Consider the following 18,598-nt stretch of genomic DNA (forward strand, 5'->3'; position numbering starts at 1 on the left):
AGCGGGAGTGGCAACTTCGGCCGTTCCGCTCTTCCCCTCTCCCAACCCTCTCCCCTGAAGGGGAGAGGGCTTTTGCTTATGCGAAGTTCTTTGCGAACTGGTCGAGCGCGGCCTTCAGGCCCGACTTCGCCTCGTCGCCCAGATCCTTGGTATCGCGGATCTTGGCGAGCACCTGCGGGTGGTTCGCCTTCAGGTCGGCGAGCATCGCCTGCTCGTAGCGGGTCACGTCGTTCACCGCGACCTGATCGAGATAGCCCTGGGTGCCGGCGAAGATCGACGCGACCTGTTCCTCGAACGGCATCGGCGAGAACTGCGCCTGCTTGAGCAGTTCGGTCAGGCGCGCGCCGCGGTTCAGCAGCTTCTGCGTCGAGGCATCAAGGTCCGAGCCGAACTGCGCGAAGGCGGCCATTTCGCGATACTGGGCCAGCTCCAGCTTGATGCTGCCGGCGACCTTCTTCATCGCCTTGGTCTGCGCGGCCGAACCGACGCGGCTGACCGAGAGGCCGACGTTGATCGCGGGACGGATGCCGGCGAAGAACAGGTCGGTTTCGAGGAAGATCTGGCCGTCGGTGATCGAGATCACGTTGGTCGGGATGTAGGCCGACACGTCGCCCGCCTGGGTTTCGATGATCGGCAGCGCGGTCAGCGAACCGCCGCCATTGGCGTCCGACATCTTGGCGGCGCGCTCCAGCAGGCGGCTGTGCAGATAGAACACGTCGCCCGGATAGGCTTCGCGGCCCGGCGGACGGCGCAGCAGCAGCGACATCTGACGATAGGCGACCGCCTGCTTCGACAGATCGTCGAACACGATCAGGCCGTGCATGCCGTTGTCGCGGAAATATTCGCCCATCGCGGTGCCGGTGTACGGCGCCAGATACTGGAGCGGAGCGGGGTCCGACGCGGTCGCGGCGACGACGATCGAATATTCCATCGCGCCATTTTCTTCGAGCGTGCGCACCAGTTGCGCGACGGTCGAGCGCTTCTGGCCGACGGCGACATAGACGCAGTACAGCTTCTTCGATTCATCCGAGCCGGCGTTCGCCGTCTTCTGGTTGATGAAGGTGTCGATCGCCACCGCCGACTTGCCGGTCTGACGATCGCCGATGATCAGTTCGCGCTGGCCACGGCCGACCGGCACGAGCGCGTCGATCGCCTTCAGACCCGACTGCATCGGCTCGCTGACCGACTGACGCGGGATGATGCCCGGCGCCTTCACGTCGACGCGGGCGCGCTGTTCGGACACGATCGGGCCCTTGCCGTCGATCGGGTTGCCGAGACCGTCGACGACGCGACCCAGCAGGCCCTTGCCAACCGGAACGTCGACGATGGTGCCGGTGCGCTTGACGGTGTCGCCTTCGCGGATCGACGAGTCCGAGCCGAAGATCACGACGCCGACATTGTCGGCTTCGAGGTTCAGCGCCATGCCCTGGATGCCGCCACCGAACTCGACCATTTCGCCCGCCTGGACGTTGTCGAGCCCGTGGATGCGGGCGATGCCGTCACCGACCGACAGCACCTGTCCGACTTCCGAAACCTGCGCTTCGGTGCCGAAATTGGCGATCTGGTCGCGGATGACCTTCGAGATTTCTGCGGCGCGGATATCCATGTTCAGCCTTTCATCGCGTGCGCGAGCATGTTCAGTCGGGTCTTGATCGAGCTATCGATCATCTGGCTGCCGATCTTCACGACCAGTCCGCCAAGGAGAGTGGGGTCGACCTTCAGGTCGATCGCGACGTCGCGACCGACCCGGTGGCGCAGCTGCTGGCGCAGCGCGTCGACCTGCGAATCGTCGAGCGGATGCGCCGAGACGACCTCTGCATTGGTCTCGCCACGGCTGCGCGCCGCCAGTTCGCGAAAGGCGCGGATGATCGCGGGCAGATCGCCCAGACGACGATTCTGCGCCAGCACGCCGAGGAAATTGGCGGTCAGCGGGTCGAGGCCCAGCACCGGCACCAGCGCGGTGATGGTGCGCGCGGCATCGGCGCGACCGATCAGCGGGCTCTTCACCAGCGCGGCGAGATCGGCCGATTCGGCGATGCCGGTCGACAGCGTCTTCAGGCTCGATTCGACCGCGGTAAGCTGGCCCTGTTGCTGGGCGAGGTCAAACAGCGCGGTCGCATAGCGGCCACCCAGGCTCGCCTGGATCATGCCACCGCCAGTAGTTCCGCTGGATGTCTCCACGCGCGCGTCCTTGTCAGGGGTCAATTCATCGTCCCATGCATGAAAGGGGGCCGCATTCCCAACCGCCGTCGCGAACAAGTGTCGCGCCGCTGACCGGCCCATGCGCCCCCGATGGGTCGTGGGGCCGCTAGCATCGGTGTCACGATTTCGCAAGCTTTGCGGCAAGGATGCGGCGCAATGCGATTCGTGCCGAAGCTGAACGGGGGGTGATGCAGCCGAAGCAGGAAGCAGATCCGGTTCACGCGAAGGCGCGAAGAGCCGAAGGAGGATCTGATCCTTCCTGTTCGCAACAAAGGTCATCCCAGCGAAGGCAGGGATCTCATGGTAATGGCACGTAGCGTTAACCGAGGGAGACCCCGGCCTTCGCTGGGGTGACGTTGTGGCGACCAAGTACCACCCTCGATGCGACCGCTCCGCGCCTTCGCATGAAACCCCCTTAGTCTACTTTGCCGCCGTGCAGCGATAGACCAGCCGTTCGTTGACCTGTTGCGGCAGCGAGGTGCGAATCGCCGATTGCTGCGTGGCCAGCGCGGCGCGTGCGCCGGTGTCGGCGGCACATGCCTTTTGCTGGACTTGTCCGCGCAGCGTTCGGGCACGGTCCATCGATTCGGCGGACAGGAGATAGCGACTGTTGGTGTAGCTGCCGCTGACCGGATCGAAGCGCAGCACCGATACGGTCGCGTCTTCGTTCGGGACGAGGATGCGTTCCCAGCCGCCGCCCGGCGCCTCGGCATATTGGGTGCGGCCGTTCATGCAGCCATCGGCGCGCCAGTCGAAGCGGACGGTTTCGACCGGCGACAGGATGATCCGGCTGCGTTCGGGCACCAGCGTGCATTCGAGCGGCCCCGACAGCGGCGTGACGCGGGTCGCGGCGGTATTGCCCAATTCGTCGGCGGACGCGATCGAGGCCGGATCGAAATCGGGCCGGAGCAGGAAGGTCGCGATCGCACCGACGAACAGCACGGCGCCACCGATCGCAGCGAACTTCGCCTCGCGTTTCTGCCCACGCGTCAGCAACAGCCCGGCCCCGCCCGTCGCCAGCACCGAGAGCGCCAGCAGCAGCGCGGCGGCGGCGATCATGTTCTCGCGCGTCTCGGCATTGTCCGCGCGTGCCTGTTCGAGCGCGGTCGCGCGTTCCTCGCGCGCGCGTTCGGCGGCGGCGCGGGCGCGTTCGCGGTCCTCGACGCTCTGGCGTTCGGCATCGGCGCGGTCGCGGGCATCGGCATCGGCCAGCGTCAGGCACGGGGTGGCGATGGTGGAGACCGGCTGCTCCGCCTCGCGCAGGAACGCGATCAGTTCGCCGTCCGAAATGGCGAAGGCGAAGCTGGCATCGCCCTCCTCGCCGCGGGTCAGCGCCGAATTCACGCCCAGCACCCGGCCGCAAGCGTCGAGCAGCGGCCCGCCCGAATTGCCGCGCGCGATGTTGGCGGTGTGGACCAGCACCGCCGTCCCCTCCAGCCGACGATTGCCCGACAGCACGCCCTGCGAGCGGACCGGCGCGGTCGGCGTGACGAAATCGTCGACCGACCGTGCGGTGGCGAGGTCGACATTGCCGGGATAGCCGAGCGCGATCGCCGCGTCGCCTTCGCCGACGCCGCCGGTATAGAGGGTGAGCGGCGGCAGGCGGACGCCGCTCACCTCGATCAGCGCGAGGTCGCGCGACTTGTCGATGCGCACCACGCGCCCTTCGAACGACCGGTCGCCTTCGGACGGGACGACGCCGACGACGGTATCGCCGGGATAGCGTTCCATCAGTTCGACGACATGCGCGTTGGTGACGACGCGATTGGGCGCGACCGCAAAGCCGGTGCCGTGTTCGACATCGACCATCTCGCCATCGACCGTGGCGATGACGACGACGCGCACGACCCCGCGCGCCGCCGCCGACACGTCGTCGGCGCGGGCGGGGGCGGACAGGACCAGCAAAGCGGCAAGCGCCGCCAGCCAGAGCGTCAGCAGTCGCGGGAACGGGTTCGCGTTGGTAACCATGACCGCTGCCGTTTCGGGCAAAGCGGTGCCGGGGGCAAGGGGGTGCGGCGCGTCGACTTCACAAGGCGTATCCCCGCGCAGGCGGGGATCCAGACCACATACGCAAGCCGTTGTTCTGCCTGGCTCTGGACCCCCGCCTGCGCGGGGGTACGGAATGGCTGCGGCTCGGCGTCCTAAACGAAACTGTACGGATCGACGTCGACCGCGACGCGGACCTTCGGTCCCCATTCGACGCCGTCCAACCAGTCGCGCAGCACATCCTGCACGTCGAGCGCGCGGGTGGCATGGACCAGCAGGCGGAAACGATGCCGGCCGCGCAGCATCGCCAGCGGGGCGGGGGCGGGGCCATAGACATGGCAGCCATCGACCTGCGGCGCGGCACGGCCGATCGCGCGGGCGGTCGCCTCGGCGGCGGCCTTGTCCTCCGACGACACGATGATCGCGGCATAGCGGCCGAAGGGCGGCACCTCCGCCTCGCGCCGCGCTTCGGTCTCGGCGGCATAGAAGCTGTCGGCATCGCCCGAGATCAGCGCCTGCATCACCGAAGCATTGGGCTGGGTCGTCTGGATATAGACATGGCCGGGCTTGGTCCCGCGTCCGGCCCGGCCCGCGACCTGCGCGATCTGTTGAAAGGTGCGTTCGGACGCGCGCAGGTCGCCGCCCTGCAACCCCAGATCGGCGTCGATCACCCCGACACAGGTCAGGTTGGGAAAGTGATAGCCCTTGGTCACCAGCTGCGTGCCGACGACGATGTCGATATCGCCCGCCTCCATCCGACCCACAAACTCCGCCGCCTGGGCCGGGGACCAGATGGTGTCGGAGGTGACGATCGCGATCTTTGCCGTCGGCCATAGCGCGGCGGCTTCGTCGGCGATGCGCTCGACCCCGGGGCCGCAGGCGACCAGCGCATCCTCCGCCTGGCATTCGGGGCAGGCGCGCGGGGTGGGGATGACATGGCCGCAATGATGGCAGGACAGCCGGTGGATGAGCCGGTGCTCGACCATCCACGCGGTGCAATTGGGGCATTGGAAGCGATGCCCGCACGACCGGCACAGCGTCAGCGGCGCATAGCCGCGCCGGTTGAGGAACAGCAACGCCTGTTCGCGGCGCGCCAGCGTCTCGTCGATCGCCTTGACCAGCGGCGCCGCGATCCAGCGACCGCGTTCGGGCGGTTGCTCGATCAGGTCGATCGCCTCGATCGTGGGCAGTTGCGCCTTGCCATAGCGGCCGGGCAGCTTGACCTCGGTATAGCGGCCCTGCGCGACCTGTTGCCGCGTCTCGATCGCCGGGGTCGCGCTGGCGAGGATCACCGGGCATTTCTCGAACAGCCCGCGCATCACCGCCACGTCGCGGGCGTGATAATGGACGCCCTCTTCCTGCTTGAAGCTGGTTTCGTGCGCCTCGTCGACGACGATCAGGCCGAGATCGGCATAGGGCAGGAACAGCGCCGAGCGCGCGCCGACCACGACCTTCGCCTGGCCGCTGGCGATGGCGCGCCATGCCCGGCGGCGCTGCGTCGATCGCAGGTCGCTGTGCCACGGCACCGGCTCGCAGCCGAAGCGCGCGGTGAAGCGTTTCAGGAAGGGTTCGGTCAGCGCGATTTCGGGCAGCAGCACCAGCACCTGTCGGTTCTGGCGGATCGCCGCCGCCACCGCTTCGAAATAGACCTCGGTCTTGCCCGATCCGGTCACGCCGTCGAGCAGGAAGGGGTGGAAGGCGTGCGCATCGACCGCCCCCGTCAGCATGTCCGCCGCCGCGCGCTGGTCGGCGGACAATTCGGGACGGTGATGGTCGGGGTCGGGTGTCGGATAGGGCTGGTCGATATCGACCGACACCGCCCCGATCGCGCCCAGCTTGACGAGGCCGCGGATCACCGCGTCGGACACGTCGGCGATCGCGGCCAGTTCGCGGACCAGCCCGCGCCGCTCGCCGATCCGCTCCAGCGCCTGTTGCCGCTGCGGGGTCATGCGCTCGGGCACTTCGCCGGTCGCGCGATATTCGATGGCGAGCTTCGCCCCCTCCAGCGCGGAGTTCGACGCGAGGCACATGCGCAGCACCGATGCGGGGGCGGCCAGATAATAGCCCGCCGTCCATTCGACCAGCCGGCGCAAGGGCGCGGCGATCGGCGGCACGTCGGCGACGCCCAGCAACGGGCGCAGCCGATTGTCGCCGACCTCTTCGGTCGCCAGCCGCTCGGCATCCCACACCACGCCCAGCAACTGGCGGGGGCCCAACGGGGCGGTGACGATCGAGCCGGGCTCGACGGTCATGCCGTGCGGCACGCGATAGTCGAGCGGCCCGAGCGCGGCATTGAGCAGGAGAACGCGGGCGCGGGACATGGCGCGCTAGATAGGGTGGGCGGGGGCGGATGGAAATCCATCACGCCCCGTCCGCAAGCCGGGAGGCGGTTACAGCGCCAGCCGCGCGGTCACCCGGATGTCGCGCCCGGCGAGCGGCGCATAGTCCTTGAGGAAGCTCGCATGGCGGCGCGCCTCGACGTCGAAGAGGTTGTTCGCCGACACCATGAACGTCGTCTTGCTGTCCTGGCCGAACGGCCGCAGCGCGACCGACGCGTTGACCATCGTATAGCCCGGCGTCGTCGTCTCCAGGTCGGCGACACGGTCCTGTGCGGTCACATGTTCGACCTCGCCGCGCAGTTGCACCAGCCGGCCCTGCGCCTCGACGCCGCCCAGCACGCGCAGCGGCGGGATGCGCGGGGCGGGGCCGCGATCGACGATCGTCGCGCGGGTATAGTCGGCAAGGCCGTCGATATTGATCGCGGTCTCGCCGATCTTCGCCAGTCGCGCCGACGCTTCCGCCTCGAAGCCCCACAGCCGCGCATCGGCCTGGCTGTACTGGAACACGGGCAGTTCGTCCTGCTCGGCCCCGGTCGGATTCTCGTAGATGAAGTTGCGGAACCAGTTGTGATAGGCCGACAGGCCGAAGCTGTAGCCGTCGCCCGACCCCTTCAGCGTCGCTTCGAGGCCGTCGCTGATTTCCTTGGCAAAGCCCGGATTGCCGATCTCGAACGCCTGGGTGCCGGCGTGCGGGCCGTTGGCGAACAGTTCCTCGGCCGATGGCGCGCGTTCGGTATGGCTGGCGTTCAGCCCGAAGCGGACATTGTCGGCCAGCCCGACACTGGCGCCGAGCGAGCCGGAAAAGCTGTTGAAGCGACGGCGGATATTGTCGTTGCCCAGATCGATATCGGCCGCGGCGCGGGCGGTGGAATATTCGTAGCGGCCGCCCGCCTCGGCCCGGAACGCGCCCAGATCGAACGACTGGAGCGTGAACAGGCCGAATTGCTGCGTCTCGCTCTTGGGAATGAATTTCTCTTCGCCGACGATGTTCAGGTCGCGGATATACATCTGCCCGCCGAACGCGCCGCGCCATGCGCCCTGTGCCGCCTGCACCGCCTCGACGCGCGCCTCCAGCCCGCGATTGTAGAAGCTGGTGCCGATCTCGCCGGTGTCCTCGATCTCGTCGTGGCGATAATTGGCGATGCCGCCGCGCACGCGCAGCTTTTCGACGAAGCCGTCGCCGGTATTCACCTCGGCGCGCATGTCGGCGCGGGTCTGGCGGACGTGCAGCGTCACCTGTTCATGGGCATGGCCCTCTTCCTCGCCCTCCGCTTCGCCTTCATGGTCGTGATCGGCGACGTCGAACCGTTCGGGCACGCCGTAGCGATTGTCGAGATGGCTGACCGAAAAGCCGAGATTGCCGGTATCGGTCACGATCGCGGCGCCGCCGGCCACTTCCCACATCCGCGACTGCGAATTGGGCAGCCGCCCGCGCAGGTCGGCAAGCTCGCGCACCTCTGCCTCGTCGCTCGCCGCCGCCTGTTCGCGCAAGGGCCGCGACAGCAGATAGCCACCGGTGCGCAGATCGTCGGTCTGGCCGAAAGTGCCGTCGAGGTGGAACACGACCTTGTCGGTCACCGGCACATCGACCGCCGCCGCGCCGCTGCGCTCCTTGGCGGCGGTGCCATAGGTGCCGATCGCATCGACATGGATCGGTTCGGTCGGCACCCGGCGCGGGATGCGGCTGTCGATGACGTTCACCACGCCGCCGATCGCCGACGACCCGAACAGCAGCGCCGACGGCCCGCGCAGCACCTCGATCCGGTCGGCGGTCAGCGGGTTGATCGCGACGGCATGGTCGACCGAGGTGTTCGACACGTCGAAGCTGCCGATGCCGTCGGTCAGCACGCGCACCCGTTCGCCCTGCAGGCCGCGCAGCACCGGGCGCGAGGCGTTGGGGCCGAAGCTGGTCGCCGATACGCCCGGCTGGCGCGCCAGCGTTTCGCCGATGGTCGGACGCAGTTCGCGGGTCAGTTCCTCGCCGCTCAGCACGCTGGTGCCCGACAGGATATCGGCCTGGTTGCGGGCATAGGGGGCGGTGATGATGATCTCGGGCGGGGCATCTCGATGATAGTCGTCGCCGGTCGCCGCCCCGGGCGCGCTCTGGGCAAAGGCGGCGGCGGGAAGGATCAGGGCGGCGCTCGACAACCACAGGGCGGCACGGACCATTTGCTACGACTCCGATGTACAGTGAACCGTGCCGCTACCGTAATATGATACAACGTATCAAGTGCTTTGTGCGATGCAGCGTTTTTGCGCCATGGAGGCGGCCGGACCGGCGTGCAGGTCGCGGGCACCCGCATTGCGCCGTTCCGAGGCAGGATACACTACACCTTATTGAGTATGGACTCTGTCGATCCTGCCTTTCTACTTGCCGAAACGTATCCGGGCGGTTCGATGCAAAGTCCTGTAATATGTCCTACTTGTAAGGTCCGTGATTTCCGTTCCTATGGGCATCGCCGTTACGGCCGGGATGCTATCGAACGGTCGCGCGGCTGGACGAAGACCGCCTTGCAGATATTGTTCGAACGGTGGATGCCCGACGTAGCGGAGGCGCAGTTCGAATTCCTCGCGTGCAGCAATTGTGGCCTGATGATCTACGAACCCAGGCCGACCGCGCAGGATATTGCGGACAAATACAGCTATGTCGGGGGTTTGGGTGACGCGACGCCCAGCAAGTCGGAACGCCCCGAACGAACGGCCCTGCGCGCCCGGCGGGTATTTGGCCTCATGTCGCGCCACCTTTCGCACGGGGCGCGGACGGCGCTGGATTTCGGCGGGGGGGACGGGCGCCTGCTGCAGAAATTCGTGGATCGGGGGTTCGATTGCGCCCTTGTCGACTATGCGGATCGTCCCGTTCCGGGCGTACGCAAGATCGCCGATACCGAACGCGGCATCCCCCCGCAGGATCGCTACGACGCGATCCTGTGCAGCCACGTCGTCGAGCATTTGCCCGATCCGTTGGAAACGCTGCAGGAGCTTCGACGGTCGCTCGCGGCCGACGGCGTCCTGTATGTCGAGGTTCCCTATGAAATGTACCGGCAATTGCCGGCAAGGTCCGAGCCGGTGACCCATGTGAACTTCTTCACCCCCGCCAGCTTGCACAATCTGTTGCAAGCCGCGGGCTATGATGTCGTTCGTTGCGCGATCGACCTGTATCCCCATCCCAAGGGGCATTGGAGCCTGTGCGTCGGGGCGATCGCGACATCGTCCAACGGTCGGTCGCAACGTCGGGCCGACGGTCTGGAAGCGCTCGACCGGGCCATCGCTCCGTCGCGGGGGCGCCGGCTTGCCATTCGCGCCTTTCAGAATTTCTATCCGCGGATCGCGATGACCCGCTACCGCCTCTGACCGGACGCCGCTCCGGCATCGGCTTGCACGGCATCGCATTTGCGACGAAGGTCGTCGCCATGACCACCGACGCCGCCGACCCCGCCGCCGATACCGACGACGATCGCCGCTATCGCGCGCCTGCGCTCGAAAAGGGGCTGGATATCCTGGAACTGCTCGCCGGCTGCGCGACGCCGCTGACGCTGACGCAGATCGTGCAGCGGCTGGGGCGGTCGCATGGCGAATTGTTCCGCATGGTGCAGGTGCTCGAATATCGCGGCTATCTGACGACCGAAGCGGGGGGCGAAGGCTATAGCCTGAGCGATCGGCTGTTCTCGCTCGGCATGAACCAGCCGCGCACCCGCTATCTGATCGAGGTCGCACTCCCCGAAATGCGGCGGCTGGCGCAGGAGACCGGCCAGTCCTGCCATGTCGCGGTGCATACCATGGGCGACATGGCCGTGGTCGCGCGGATGGAGTCGGCCGAGCAGCTCGGCTTTTCGGTGCGGGTCGGCTATCGTCGGCCCTTGTTGCAGGCGGCGTCGGGCGCGGTACTCTATGCCTTTCAGCCCGACGATGTCCGCGCCCGCTGGGAAAAGCTGCTCGACCCGCAGCCCGATGCCGAGACGCTGGCCGCCTTTCGCGCCCATGCCGAGGACGTCCGCCAGCGTGCGGTCGAACGCATCCCCAGCCGCTTCGTCAGCGGCGTGACCGACCTGTCGGCCCCGATCCTGCGCGGCGGCGCGGCGGCGGCGGCGTTGACCATGCCCTATCTGGCCAAGCTCGGCGAACCCGATGCGATCGACGCTGCGGCCGAGGCGGTGCAGGCGGCGGCGGCGCGGATCTCGGCGCAACTGGTCGACGACGACCACCATCCCTGAGAGAGCCGGGGTCGATCGACCTTCGGCGACGATCGTGAATGTCCGTCCTTCCCGCGCAGGCGGGACCTTTGCGAAAGTCCGCCCTATCGTATCCCCGCCTGCGCGGGGGTACGGCAGGGTCCCGGGAGAGGCGGAGCGCTTCCGCAGTGGTCTGGCCTTAGCGGGGGCGGCGGCGGCGTCGCCTTTGGTCCGCCGCGTTCAACCGCTTTCCGGTTGCAAGCGAAAACATGTTCACATATGAAAACGCCATCGGTACCCGACGGGCGGTGACCGGGACGGGGCGGATCGATCATCATCACCGATGCCCCTTGGGGGCTGCGCATGACGATCATCACCCGGCTATCGGTCCACGACATCCGGTTTCCGACCTCGACCTTCCTCGACGGGTCGGATGCGATGAACCCGGAGCCGGACTATTCGGCGGCCTATTGCATTCTCGAAACCGATACGCCCGGTCTGGAAGGGCACGGCCTGACCTTCACCATCGGGCGCGGCAACGACCTGTGCTGCGCGGCGATCGCGACGCTGGCACCATTGGTCGAGGGACTGTCGCTCGACGCGATCCGCAGCGACGGTGCCGGTTTCTGGCGCCGGATGACCGGCGACAGCCAGCTGCGCTGGGTCGGCCCGGAAAAGGGGATCATCCACCTCGCTACCGGCGCGGTCGTCAATGCGGTCTGGGACCTACTCGCCAAGGCGGCGGGCCTGCCGCTATGGGACTATATCGGATCGATGTCGGCCAGCGAGATCGTCGGCCTGATCGACTTTCGCTACATCACCGACTGCATCACCCCCGAAGAGGCGATCGCGCTGCTCGAGGAACGCGCGATCGGCAAGGCGGAGCGGCGCGCCACGCTGCTGGCGGAGGGCTATCCGGCCTATACCACCTCGCCGGGCTGGCTCGGCTATTCGGATGAGAAGCTGGTCCGCCTCTGCCGCGAGGCGGTGGCCGACGGCTTCACCCATATCAAGCTGAAGGTCGGCGGCGATCCCGAGAACGACCGGCGCCGCGTGGCATTGGCGCGCGAGACGATCGGGCCGGACATCGACCTGATGATCGACGCCAATCAGGTGTGGGAAGTGTCCGACGCCATCGCCCGCGTCAACGCCCTCGCCTTCGCCAAGCCCCGCTTCATCGAGGAACCGACCTCGCCCGACGATGTCGAGGGGCATCGCGCGATCCGCGAGGGGGTGCGGCCGGTGCAGGTCGCGACCGGCGAGATGTGCCAGAACCGCATCGTCTTCAAACAGTTCATCATGCGCCACGCGCTCGACGTGGTGCAGATCGACGCTTGCCGGCTGGGCGGAGTGAACGAGGTGCTGGCGGTGCTGCTGATGGCTGCCCGCTTCAACCTTGCCGTCTGGCCGCATGCCGGGGGCGTGGGGCTGTGCGAATATGTCCAGCACCTGTCGATGATCGACTATCTGTGCTTTTCGGGCGTCAAGCACGATCGCGCCGCCGAGTTCGTCGACCATCTCCACGAACATTTCGTCGACCCGTGCATCGTCGAGAAGGGGGCGTATCGCGCGCCGACCCGGCCGGGCTATTCGATCGAGATGAAGCCGGAATCGCGCGAAGCGTATCGCTGGACGGGCGGCGCTCCGTCTTAGCCCCTCGAACGTCACCCCAGCGAAGGCTGGGGTCTCAGGCGGTTCCTGTCGCGCCTTGTCACCGGGAGATCCCAGCCTTCGCTGGGATGGCGATTGGTACGGCCCCGCGACAAATTGCGACAACTCGCGCATTGCGTCGCTTGACGCCGGGCGTATGAAAACGGTTCACGAAACTTTCGGGTGGCCGGTCGGTTATGCGGCCGGCGCATCCGCGCCGTATCCCGTCGTAAAGGTTGTCGCCTTGATCCGATCCGCGTCGTCGCGTGCTCGCCCGTGCCTGTTGCTGCTGTCGTCCGTGCTGCTCCTGTCGAGTTGCGGCGGCGGTGAGGCGGAGGAGAAGGGCAAGAACGGCAAGGGCAATCAGGGCCCGGCCCAGGTCGGCTTCGTCGTGGTCCAGCCGACCAGCGTCGCCCAGACCGCCGACCTCGCCGCGCGCGTCGTCGCCTTCCAGCAATCCGAAGTCCGCCCGCAGGTCGCCGGCATCATCCGCCGACGCTTCTTTACCGAAGGCGCGTTGGTCCGTGCCGGACAGACGCTCTACCAGATCGACCCGCGGCTCTATCGCGCACAGGCCAACGAAGCGGTCGCGAACCTGAACAGCGCCCAGGCCAATGCCGAGGCGACGCGGGTGCGCGCCGAACGCTTCCGCCCGCTGGCCGAGATCGAGGCGGTGAGCCGCCAGGACTATACCGACGCCGCCGCACAGGCGCGTCAGGCCGCGGCCGCCGTCGAACAGAGCCGCGCGCAGCTCGAAACCGCCCGCGTCAACCTGTCCTTCACCAACGTCCCCGCGCCGATCACCGGTCGCATCGGGCGCAGCTATTTCACCGAAGGCGCGCTGGTCACTACCAACCAGACCGATCCGCTGGCGGTGATCCAGCGGCTCGACCCGATCTTCGTCGATATCCAGCAATCGGCCGCCGACCTGCTGGCGCTGCGCCGGCAACTGGCGAGCGGCGGGGCGGTGCCGGCATCGGCGGCGGTGCGCCTGACCCTCGAGGACGGCAGCGATTTCGGCCAGACCGGCACCGTCCAGTTCGCCGAGGTGATGGTCAATGCCCAGACCGGCACGGTGACGCTGCGCGCGCGCTTCCCCAATCCGCAGGGGATATTGCTGCCCGGCATGTTCGTCCGCGCCAAATTCGCGCAGGCGATCGACCAGCGCGCGATCCTCGTGCCGCAACAGGCGGTGAAGCGCGATCCCCGGGGACAGGCGACCGTCTTCGTCGTCGGCCCGAACGATAGCGCGGTGCAAAAGACGGTGCAGGCCGACCGGACGCAGGGCCAGTTCTGGGTCGTGACCAGCGGCCTAAACCCCGGCGACAAGGTGATTACGCAGGGGACCGCGAACCTGCGCCCGAACGCGAAGATCAAGCCGGTGCCGGCGAACGTGCCGCAACGGATCGCCCCCAAACCCGCCGGCGATACCGCGTCCGCGCCTGCCAAGGGCGGATAAGCCATGTCCCGCATCTTCATCGACCGCCCGATCTTCGCTTGGGTGATCGCGATCATCACCATGCTGGCCGGGCTGGGCGCGATCCTGTCGCTGCCGATCGCGCAATATCCCGACGTCGCCCCGCCGCAGGTCAATATTCGTGCGACCTATCCGGGCGCCAATGCCGAAACCATCCAGAATTCGGTGACGCAGATCATCGAACAGCAGCTGACCGGCATCGACGGGCTGCTCTATTTCAGCTCGCAAAGCTCGTCGCGCGGGCAGGTGACGATCAGCGCGACGTTCGACAAGGGCGTCGACCCCGACATCGCGCAGGTGCAGGTGCAGAACCAGGTGCAGCAGGCCCTGTCGCGCCTGCCGCAACAGGTTCAGCAACAGGGCATTCGCGTCACCAAGTCGAACCCCGACTTTCTGATGATCGTCGGCATCTATGATGAAACCGACCAGCGCACCAATGGCGACGTGTCGGACTATATGGAGGCGAACCTCGTCGAGCCGCTGGCGCGGATCAACGGGGTCGGCGAAACCAACGTGTTCGGATCGCAATATGCGATGCGCATCTGGCTCGATCCGGCGAAGCTCGCTTCCTTCTCGCTGATGCCCGGCGACGTCATCACCGCGATCCAGAACCAGAATACCGAAGTCGCCGCGGGCGAGCTGGGCGGCCAGCCGTCCGGCCCCGAACAGCAATTGAACGCGACCGTCACCGCCCAGTCGCGGCTGCAGACCCCGGCGCAGTTCAAGGCGATCATCCTGAAGACGCTGCCCGACGGGTCGACCGTCCGCCTGTCCGACGTCGGGCGGATCGAACTGGGCCAGGAAAATTATGCGGCGCTGAGCCGGGTCAACGCCCATCCCGGCGCCGGCCTTGCCATCAGCCTCGCCCCGGGTGCCGACGCGCTGGAAACCGCCGAGCTGGTCAAGGCCGAGGTCGAGCGGCAATCGGCCAACTTTCCCGCCGGCCTGACCTTTGCCTATGCCAACGACACCACCGCCTTCATCCAGCTGTCGATCGAGGAAGTGGTCAAGACGCTGGTCGAGGCGGTCATCCTCGTCGTGATCGTCATGTTCGTGTTCCTGCAAAGCTGGCGCGCGACACTGATCCCGACGATCGCGGTGCCGGTCGTGCTGCTCGGCACCTTCGGCGTCTTCTATCTTGCCGGCTTCTCGATCAACACGCTGACCCTGTTCGGCCTCGTCCTCGCCATCGGCCTGCTGGTCGACGACGCGATCGTCGTCGTCGAGAATGTCGAGCGGTTGATGGAGGAGAATCCCGACCTCACCCCGCGCGAAGCCACCATCCAGTCGATGGAGGAGATCCAGGTCGCGCTGATCGCGATCGGCATCGTCCTGTCGGCGGTGTTCCTGCCGATGGCGTTTTTCGGCGGGTCGACCGGCGTCATCTATCGCCAGTTTTCCGTGACGATCGTCGCGGCGATGATCCTGTCGGTGCTGGTCGCGCTGATCCTGTCGCCCGCGCTCACCGCGACCCTGCTCAAGCAGAAGAAGCGCGGCGAGGACGGCAGTCTGGAGGGCGGCTGGCTGGAGCGTAAATTCCCGCGCGTCGCCCATGTCGGCGAACGGCTGCGCAACGGCTTCAACACCCGGTTCGATCGCGGGGTCGAGAAATACGAACGCGGCGTCGTCCATGTCATCGACCGCAAATGGCTGTACCTGCTGCTCTATGCGGCGGTGCTCGCCATCCTCGTGCTGCTGTTCGTCCGCCTGCCGACCAGCTTCCTGCCGACCGAGGATCAGGGCGCGGCGCAGATCCGCTTCCAGCTTCCCGCCGGCTCGACGCGCGGCCGTACCGAGGAGGTGCAGCGCTCGGTCGAACAATATCTGCTGACCCATGAGAAGAACAATATCCGCACGATCCTGACCGTCGCCGGTGGGGGCGGTGGCACCTCGGGTCAGAATACCGGGCAGGGCTTCATCAACTTCACCGACTGGGCCGATCGCAAGGGCAAGGAGAATGGCGCCGACGCGATCGTCGACCGTGCCTCGTCCGCCTTCCGCAACTTCCGCGATGCACAGGTCTTCGCGCTGCTGCCCGCCGCGATCCGCGGTCTGGGGCAGTCGAACGGCTTCACCATGGAGCTGCAGAACGCCAGCGGCATGAGCGCGGCGCAGTTCGCCGAGGCGCGCGACAAGCTGCTCGCCGCCGCCAACGCCGATCCGATGCTGACCGGGGTGCGCCTGTCCGAATTGCCCGACATCGCGACGCTGAACGTCGATATCGACCAGCAGCGCCTGTCGACGCTCGGGCTGAGCCAGGGCGACGTCAACAACACGCTGTCGACCGCATGGGGCGGGCGCTACGTCAACGACTTCATCGACCGCGGCCGGGTGAAGCGCGTGTTCGTACAGGGCGACGCCCCCTATCGCAGCGAACCGGGCGACCTGTCGCAATGGTTCGTGCGCGGGTCGAACGGACAGATGGTGCCCTTCTCCTCCTTCTCGCGCACCGGCTGGACCGTCGCGCCGACTACCCTGTCGCGCTTTCAGGGCCTGCCCTCGTTCGAATTTCAGGGACAGGCGGCGCGCGGCGTCAGCTCGGGCGAGGCGATGGACCGCATCGCCGAACTCGCCGGACAGATTCCGGGGACCAGCGTCGCGTGGGCCGGGCTGTCGTTCCAGGAACGGCTGTCGTCGGGACAGGCGCCGCTCCTGTACGGCCTGTCGATCCTCGTCGTGTTCCTCTGCCTCGCCGCGCTCTATGAAAGCTGGTCGATCCCGATCGCGGTGCTGCTGGTCATTCCGCTCGGCCTGATCGGCGCGATCGCGTTCGTCACGTTGCGCGGGCTGGAAAACGACGTCTATCTTCAGATCGGGCTGCTGACGACGATGGGCCTTGCCGCCAAGAACGCGATCCTGATGATCGAATTCGCCGAACAGGCCGAAAAGAAGGGCGCGCGCGTCATCGATGCCGCGCTGGAGGCGGCGCGCATCCGTCTGCGCCCGATCCTGATGACCTCGCTCGCCTTCATCTTCGGCGTGTTGCCGCTCGCCATCTCGACCGGGGCGGGCGCCAACAGCCGCATCGCCATCGGCACGGCGGTGATCGGCGGCATGTTCACCGCGACGGTGCTGGCGATCTTCTACATCCCGCTATTCTTCGTGCTGGTCCGGCGCGGCGTGCGCGACGGCCTTGCCAAGCTGCGCGGCCGCAAGGCGACGGACAAGCAGGCGGAGGCATCGGCATGAAGCGGCTGACCCTCGCGCTGCCGGCGCTGCTGCTGGCGGGCTGTTCGATGACCCCGGCCTATGAACGGCCGCAGGCGGTGGTGCCGCCGTCCTGGCCGGTCGGCGACGCCTATCTGCGGCAGAGCGAGGCGACGCTGCCCGCGCTGACCTTCGAACAGGTGTTCACCGATCCGCGGCTGCGCACGCTGGTCGGGCAGGCGCTGGTCAACAACCGCGACCTGCGCATCGCGGCCGCCAATATCCGCGCGGCGCGCGCCCAATATCGCATCCAGCGTGCCGACCTGTTGCCGCAGGTCGATGCGTCGGGCCGTTACAGCTATCGCGGCACCGGCAACGGCGCGACCACGACGACCATTCCCGGGACCGGTACGGGAACCGGCGGCACCGGAACGGGGACCGGCAATGGCGGCACCGGCACCGGCACCGGCGGGACGATCGTCACCAGCAGCCGGTCGCCGAGCAGCTTCTCGCTCGATCTCGGCGCGACCGCGTTCGAAATCGACCTGTTCGGCCGCATCCGCTCGCTGACCGAGGCCGAACAGAATCGCTATTTCGCGACCGAAGCCGGCGCGCGCGCCACCCGGCTGACGTTGGTCGGCGACATTGCCGAGGCATGGGCGGCGTACGGCGCCGACCGCAGCCTGATGGCGATATCCGAAGCGACGGCGGCGACCGCCCGGCGCAGCGTCACCCTGACCCGCGCGCGACTGCAGGGCGGGGTCGCCCCGCGCACCGATCTGCGCCAGGCCGAACAGATTCTCGCGACCGCCGAAAGCGACCTTGCCGAACAGCGCACGCAACTGGCGCAGGACGTCAATGCGCTGCAATTGCTGGTGGGTGCCCCGATCGATCCGGCGCTGCTGCCCGCGTCGATCGACCGCGTGCTGCCGACCATCGCCAACCTGCCGGCCGGGGTCGATTCGGGCATCTTGCTGCGGCGGCCCGATGTGGTGCAGGCCGAATATGAACTGCTCGCCGCCAATGCGGATATCGGTGCGGCGCGCGCGGCGCTGTTCCCGCGCCTGTCGCTGACCGGGCTGGTCGGCTTCGCCAGCGATGCGCTGCGTACGCTCTTTACCGGCGGTGCGTTCAACTATTCGGTCGCCCCCTCGCTCAGCTACCCGATCTTCCGCGCCGGGGCGGGCCGGGCCGGGGTGGAGTTCAGCCAGGCGCAGCGCGACGCGCTGCTCGCCACCTATGAACGCACCATCCAGTCGGCGTTCCGCGAAGTATCGGACGCGCTCGCCCGGCAGGGGACGATCACCGAACAGACCCGCGCCGACCGCGCGAACCTCGATGCGGCACAGGATACGTTCCGCCTGACTGAGGCGCGCTATCGCGGCGGCATCGATACCTTCCTGTCCAGCCTCGACGCGCAGCGCTCCTATTACACCGCGCAACGCCGGCTGGTCGCGACGCAACTGGTCGCGGCGACCAACCGGGTGACGTTGTACCGGACGCTCGGCGGCGATTCGCTGCTGGAGGCGGGACCGGACGGGCCGGTGCCGGCGGCAGATACAGCCGCCTCGGCTTCCGATCGTACCCCCGCGCAGGCGGGGGTCCAGAGCCAGGATCGATAGGCTGGG

Annotated in this window: 11 protein-coding genes; 6 read left to right on the plus strand and 5 right to left on the minus strand. The window is 67.4% G+C overall.

Annotated elements, in window-relative coordinates:
• Positions 1 to 76: 76 nt before the first annotated feature.
• From atpA to ACZ1JS_RS16885, 5 genes are all read right to left on the minus strand, one after another.
• Positions 77 to 1,606, minus strand: a complete 1,530-nt coding sequence (gene atpA, locus ACZ1JS_RS16865; RefSeq protein ID WP_345879634.1) for a F0F1 ATP synthase subunit alpha — start codon at positions 1,604 to 1,606, stop codon at positions 77 to 79.
• Positions 1,607 to 1,608: 2 nt separating this feature from the next.
• Positions 1,609 to 2,148, minus strand: coding sequence for a F0F1 ATP synthase subunit delta (locus tag ACZ1JS_RS16870; protein ID WP_465167047.1), 540 nt, complete (start codon positions 2,146 to 2,148; stop codon positions 1,609 to 1,611).
• Between the two features lie 474 nt (positions 2,149 to 2,622).
• Entirely contained in the window at positions 2,623 to 4,170 is a 1,548-nt protein-coding gene (locus ACZ1JS_RS16875; protein WP_465167048.1) for a S1C family serine protease, read from the minus strand.
• A gap of 173 nt (positions 4,171 to 4,343) precedes the next feature.
• Positions 4,344 to 6,509, minus strand: coding sequence for a primosomal protein N' (locus ACZ1JS_RS16880; protein ID WP_465167049.1), 2,166 nt, complete (start codon positions 6,507 to 6,509; stop codon positions 4,344 to 4,346).
• 69 nt (positions 6,510 to 6,578) lie between these two features.
• Positions 6,579 to 8,696: a TonB-dependent receptor gene (locus ACZ1JS_RS16885; RefSeq protein ID WP_465167050.1), complete on the minus strand. Its 2,118-nt coding sequence runs from the start codon at positions 8,694 to 8,696 to the stop codon at positions 6,579 to 6,581.
• 366 nt (positions 8,697 to 9,062) lie between these two features.
• Between ACZ1JS_RS16885 and ACZ1JS_RS16890 the strand changes: the two genes are divergently transcribed.
• From ACZ1JS_RS16890 to ACZ1JS_RS16915, 6 genes are all read left to right on the plus strand, one after another.
• Entirely contained in the window at positions 9,063 to 9,878 is an 816-nt protein-coding gene (locus ACZ1JS_RS16890; RefSeq protein WP_465167051.1) for a class I SAM-dependent methyltransferase, read from the plus strand.
• A gap of 59 nt (positions 9,879 to 9,937) precedes the next feature.
• Entirely contained in the window at positions 9,938 to 10,738 is an 801-nt protein-coding gene (locus ACZ1JS_RS16895; RefSeq protein WP_465167052.1) for an IclR family transcriptional regulator, read from the plus strand.
• A 321-nt stretch (positions 10,739 to 11,059) separates the two neighbouring features.
• Entirely contained in the window at positions 11,060 to 12,349 is a 1,290-nt protein-coding gene (locus ACZ1JS_RS16900) for an L-fuconate dehydratase (protein WP_465167053.1), read from the plus strand.
• A gap of 244 nt (positions 12,350 to 12,593) precedes the next feature.
• A complete protein-coding gene (locus ACZ1JS_RS16905) occupies positions 12,594 to 13,805 on the plus strand; it encodes an efflux RND transporter periplasmic adaptor subunit (protein WP_465168727.1) in 1,212 nt (403 codons plus the stop codon).
• Positions 13,806 to 13,808: 3 nt separating this feature from the next.
• Positions 13,809 to 17,012 carry an efflux RND transporter permease subunit gene (locus tag ACZ1JS_RS16910; RefSeq protein ID WP_465167054.1) on the plus strand — a complete coding sequence of 1,068 codons (3,204 nt, stop codon included), beginning with the start codon at positions 13,809 to 13,811 and terminating at the stop codon, positions 17,010 to 17,012.
• Positions 17,009 to 18,592, plus strand: a complete 1,584-nt coding sequence (locus ACZ1JS_RS16915; RefSeq protein WP_465167055.1) for an efflux transporter outer membrane subunit — start codon at positions 17,009 to 17,011, stop codon at positions 18,590 to 18,592. The genes ACZ1JS_RS16910 and ACZ1JS_RS16915 overlap by 4 nt, the downstream gene beginning before the upstream one ends.
• The last annotated feature ends 6 nt before the right edge of the window (positions 18,593 to 18,598 follow it).

Source organism: Sphingomonas sp. BL-S-05 (assembly GCF_055521695.1).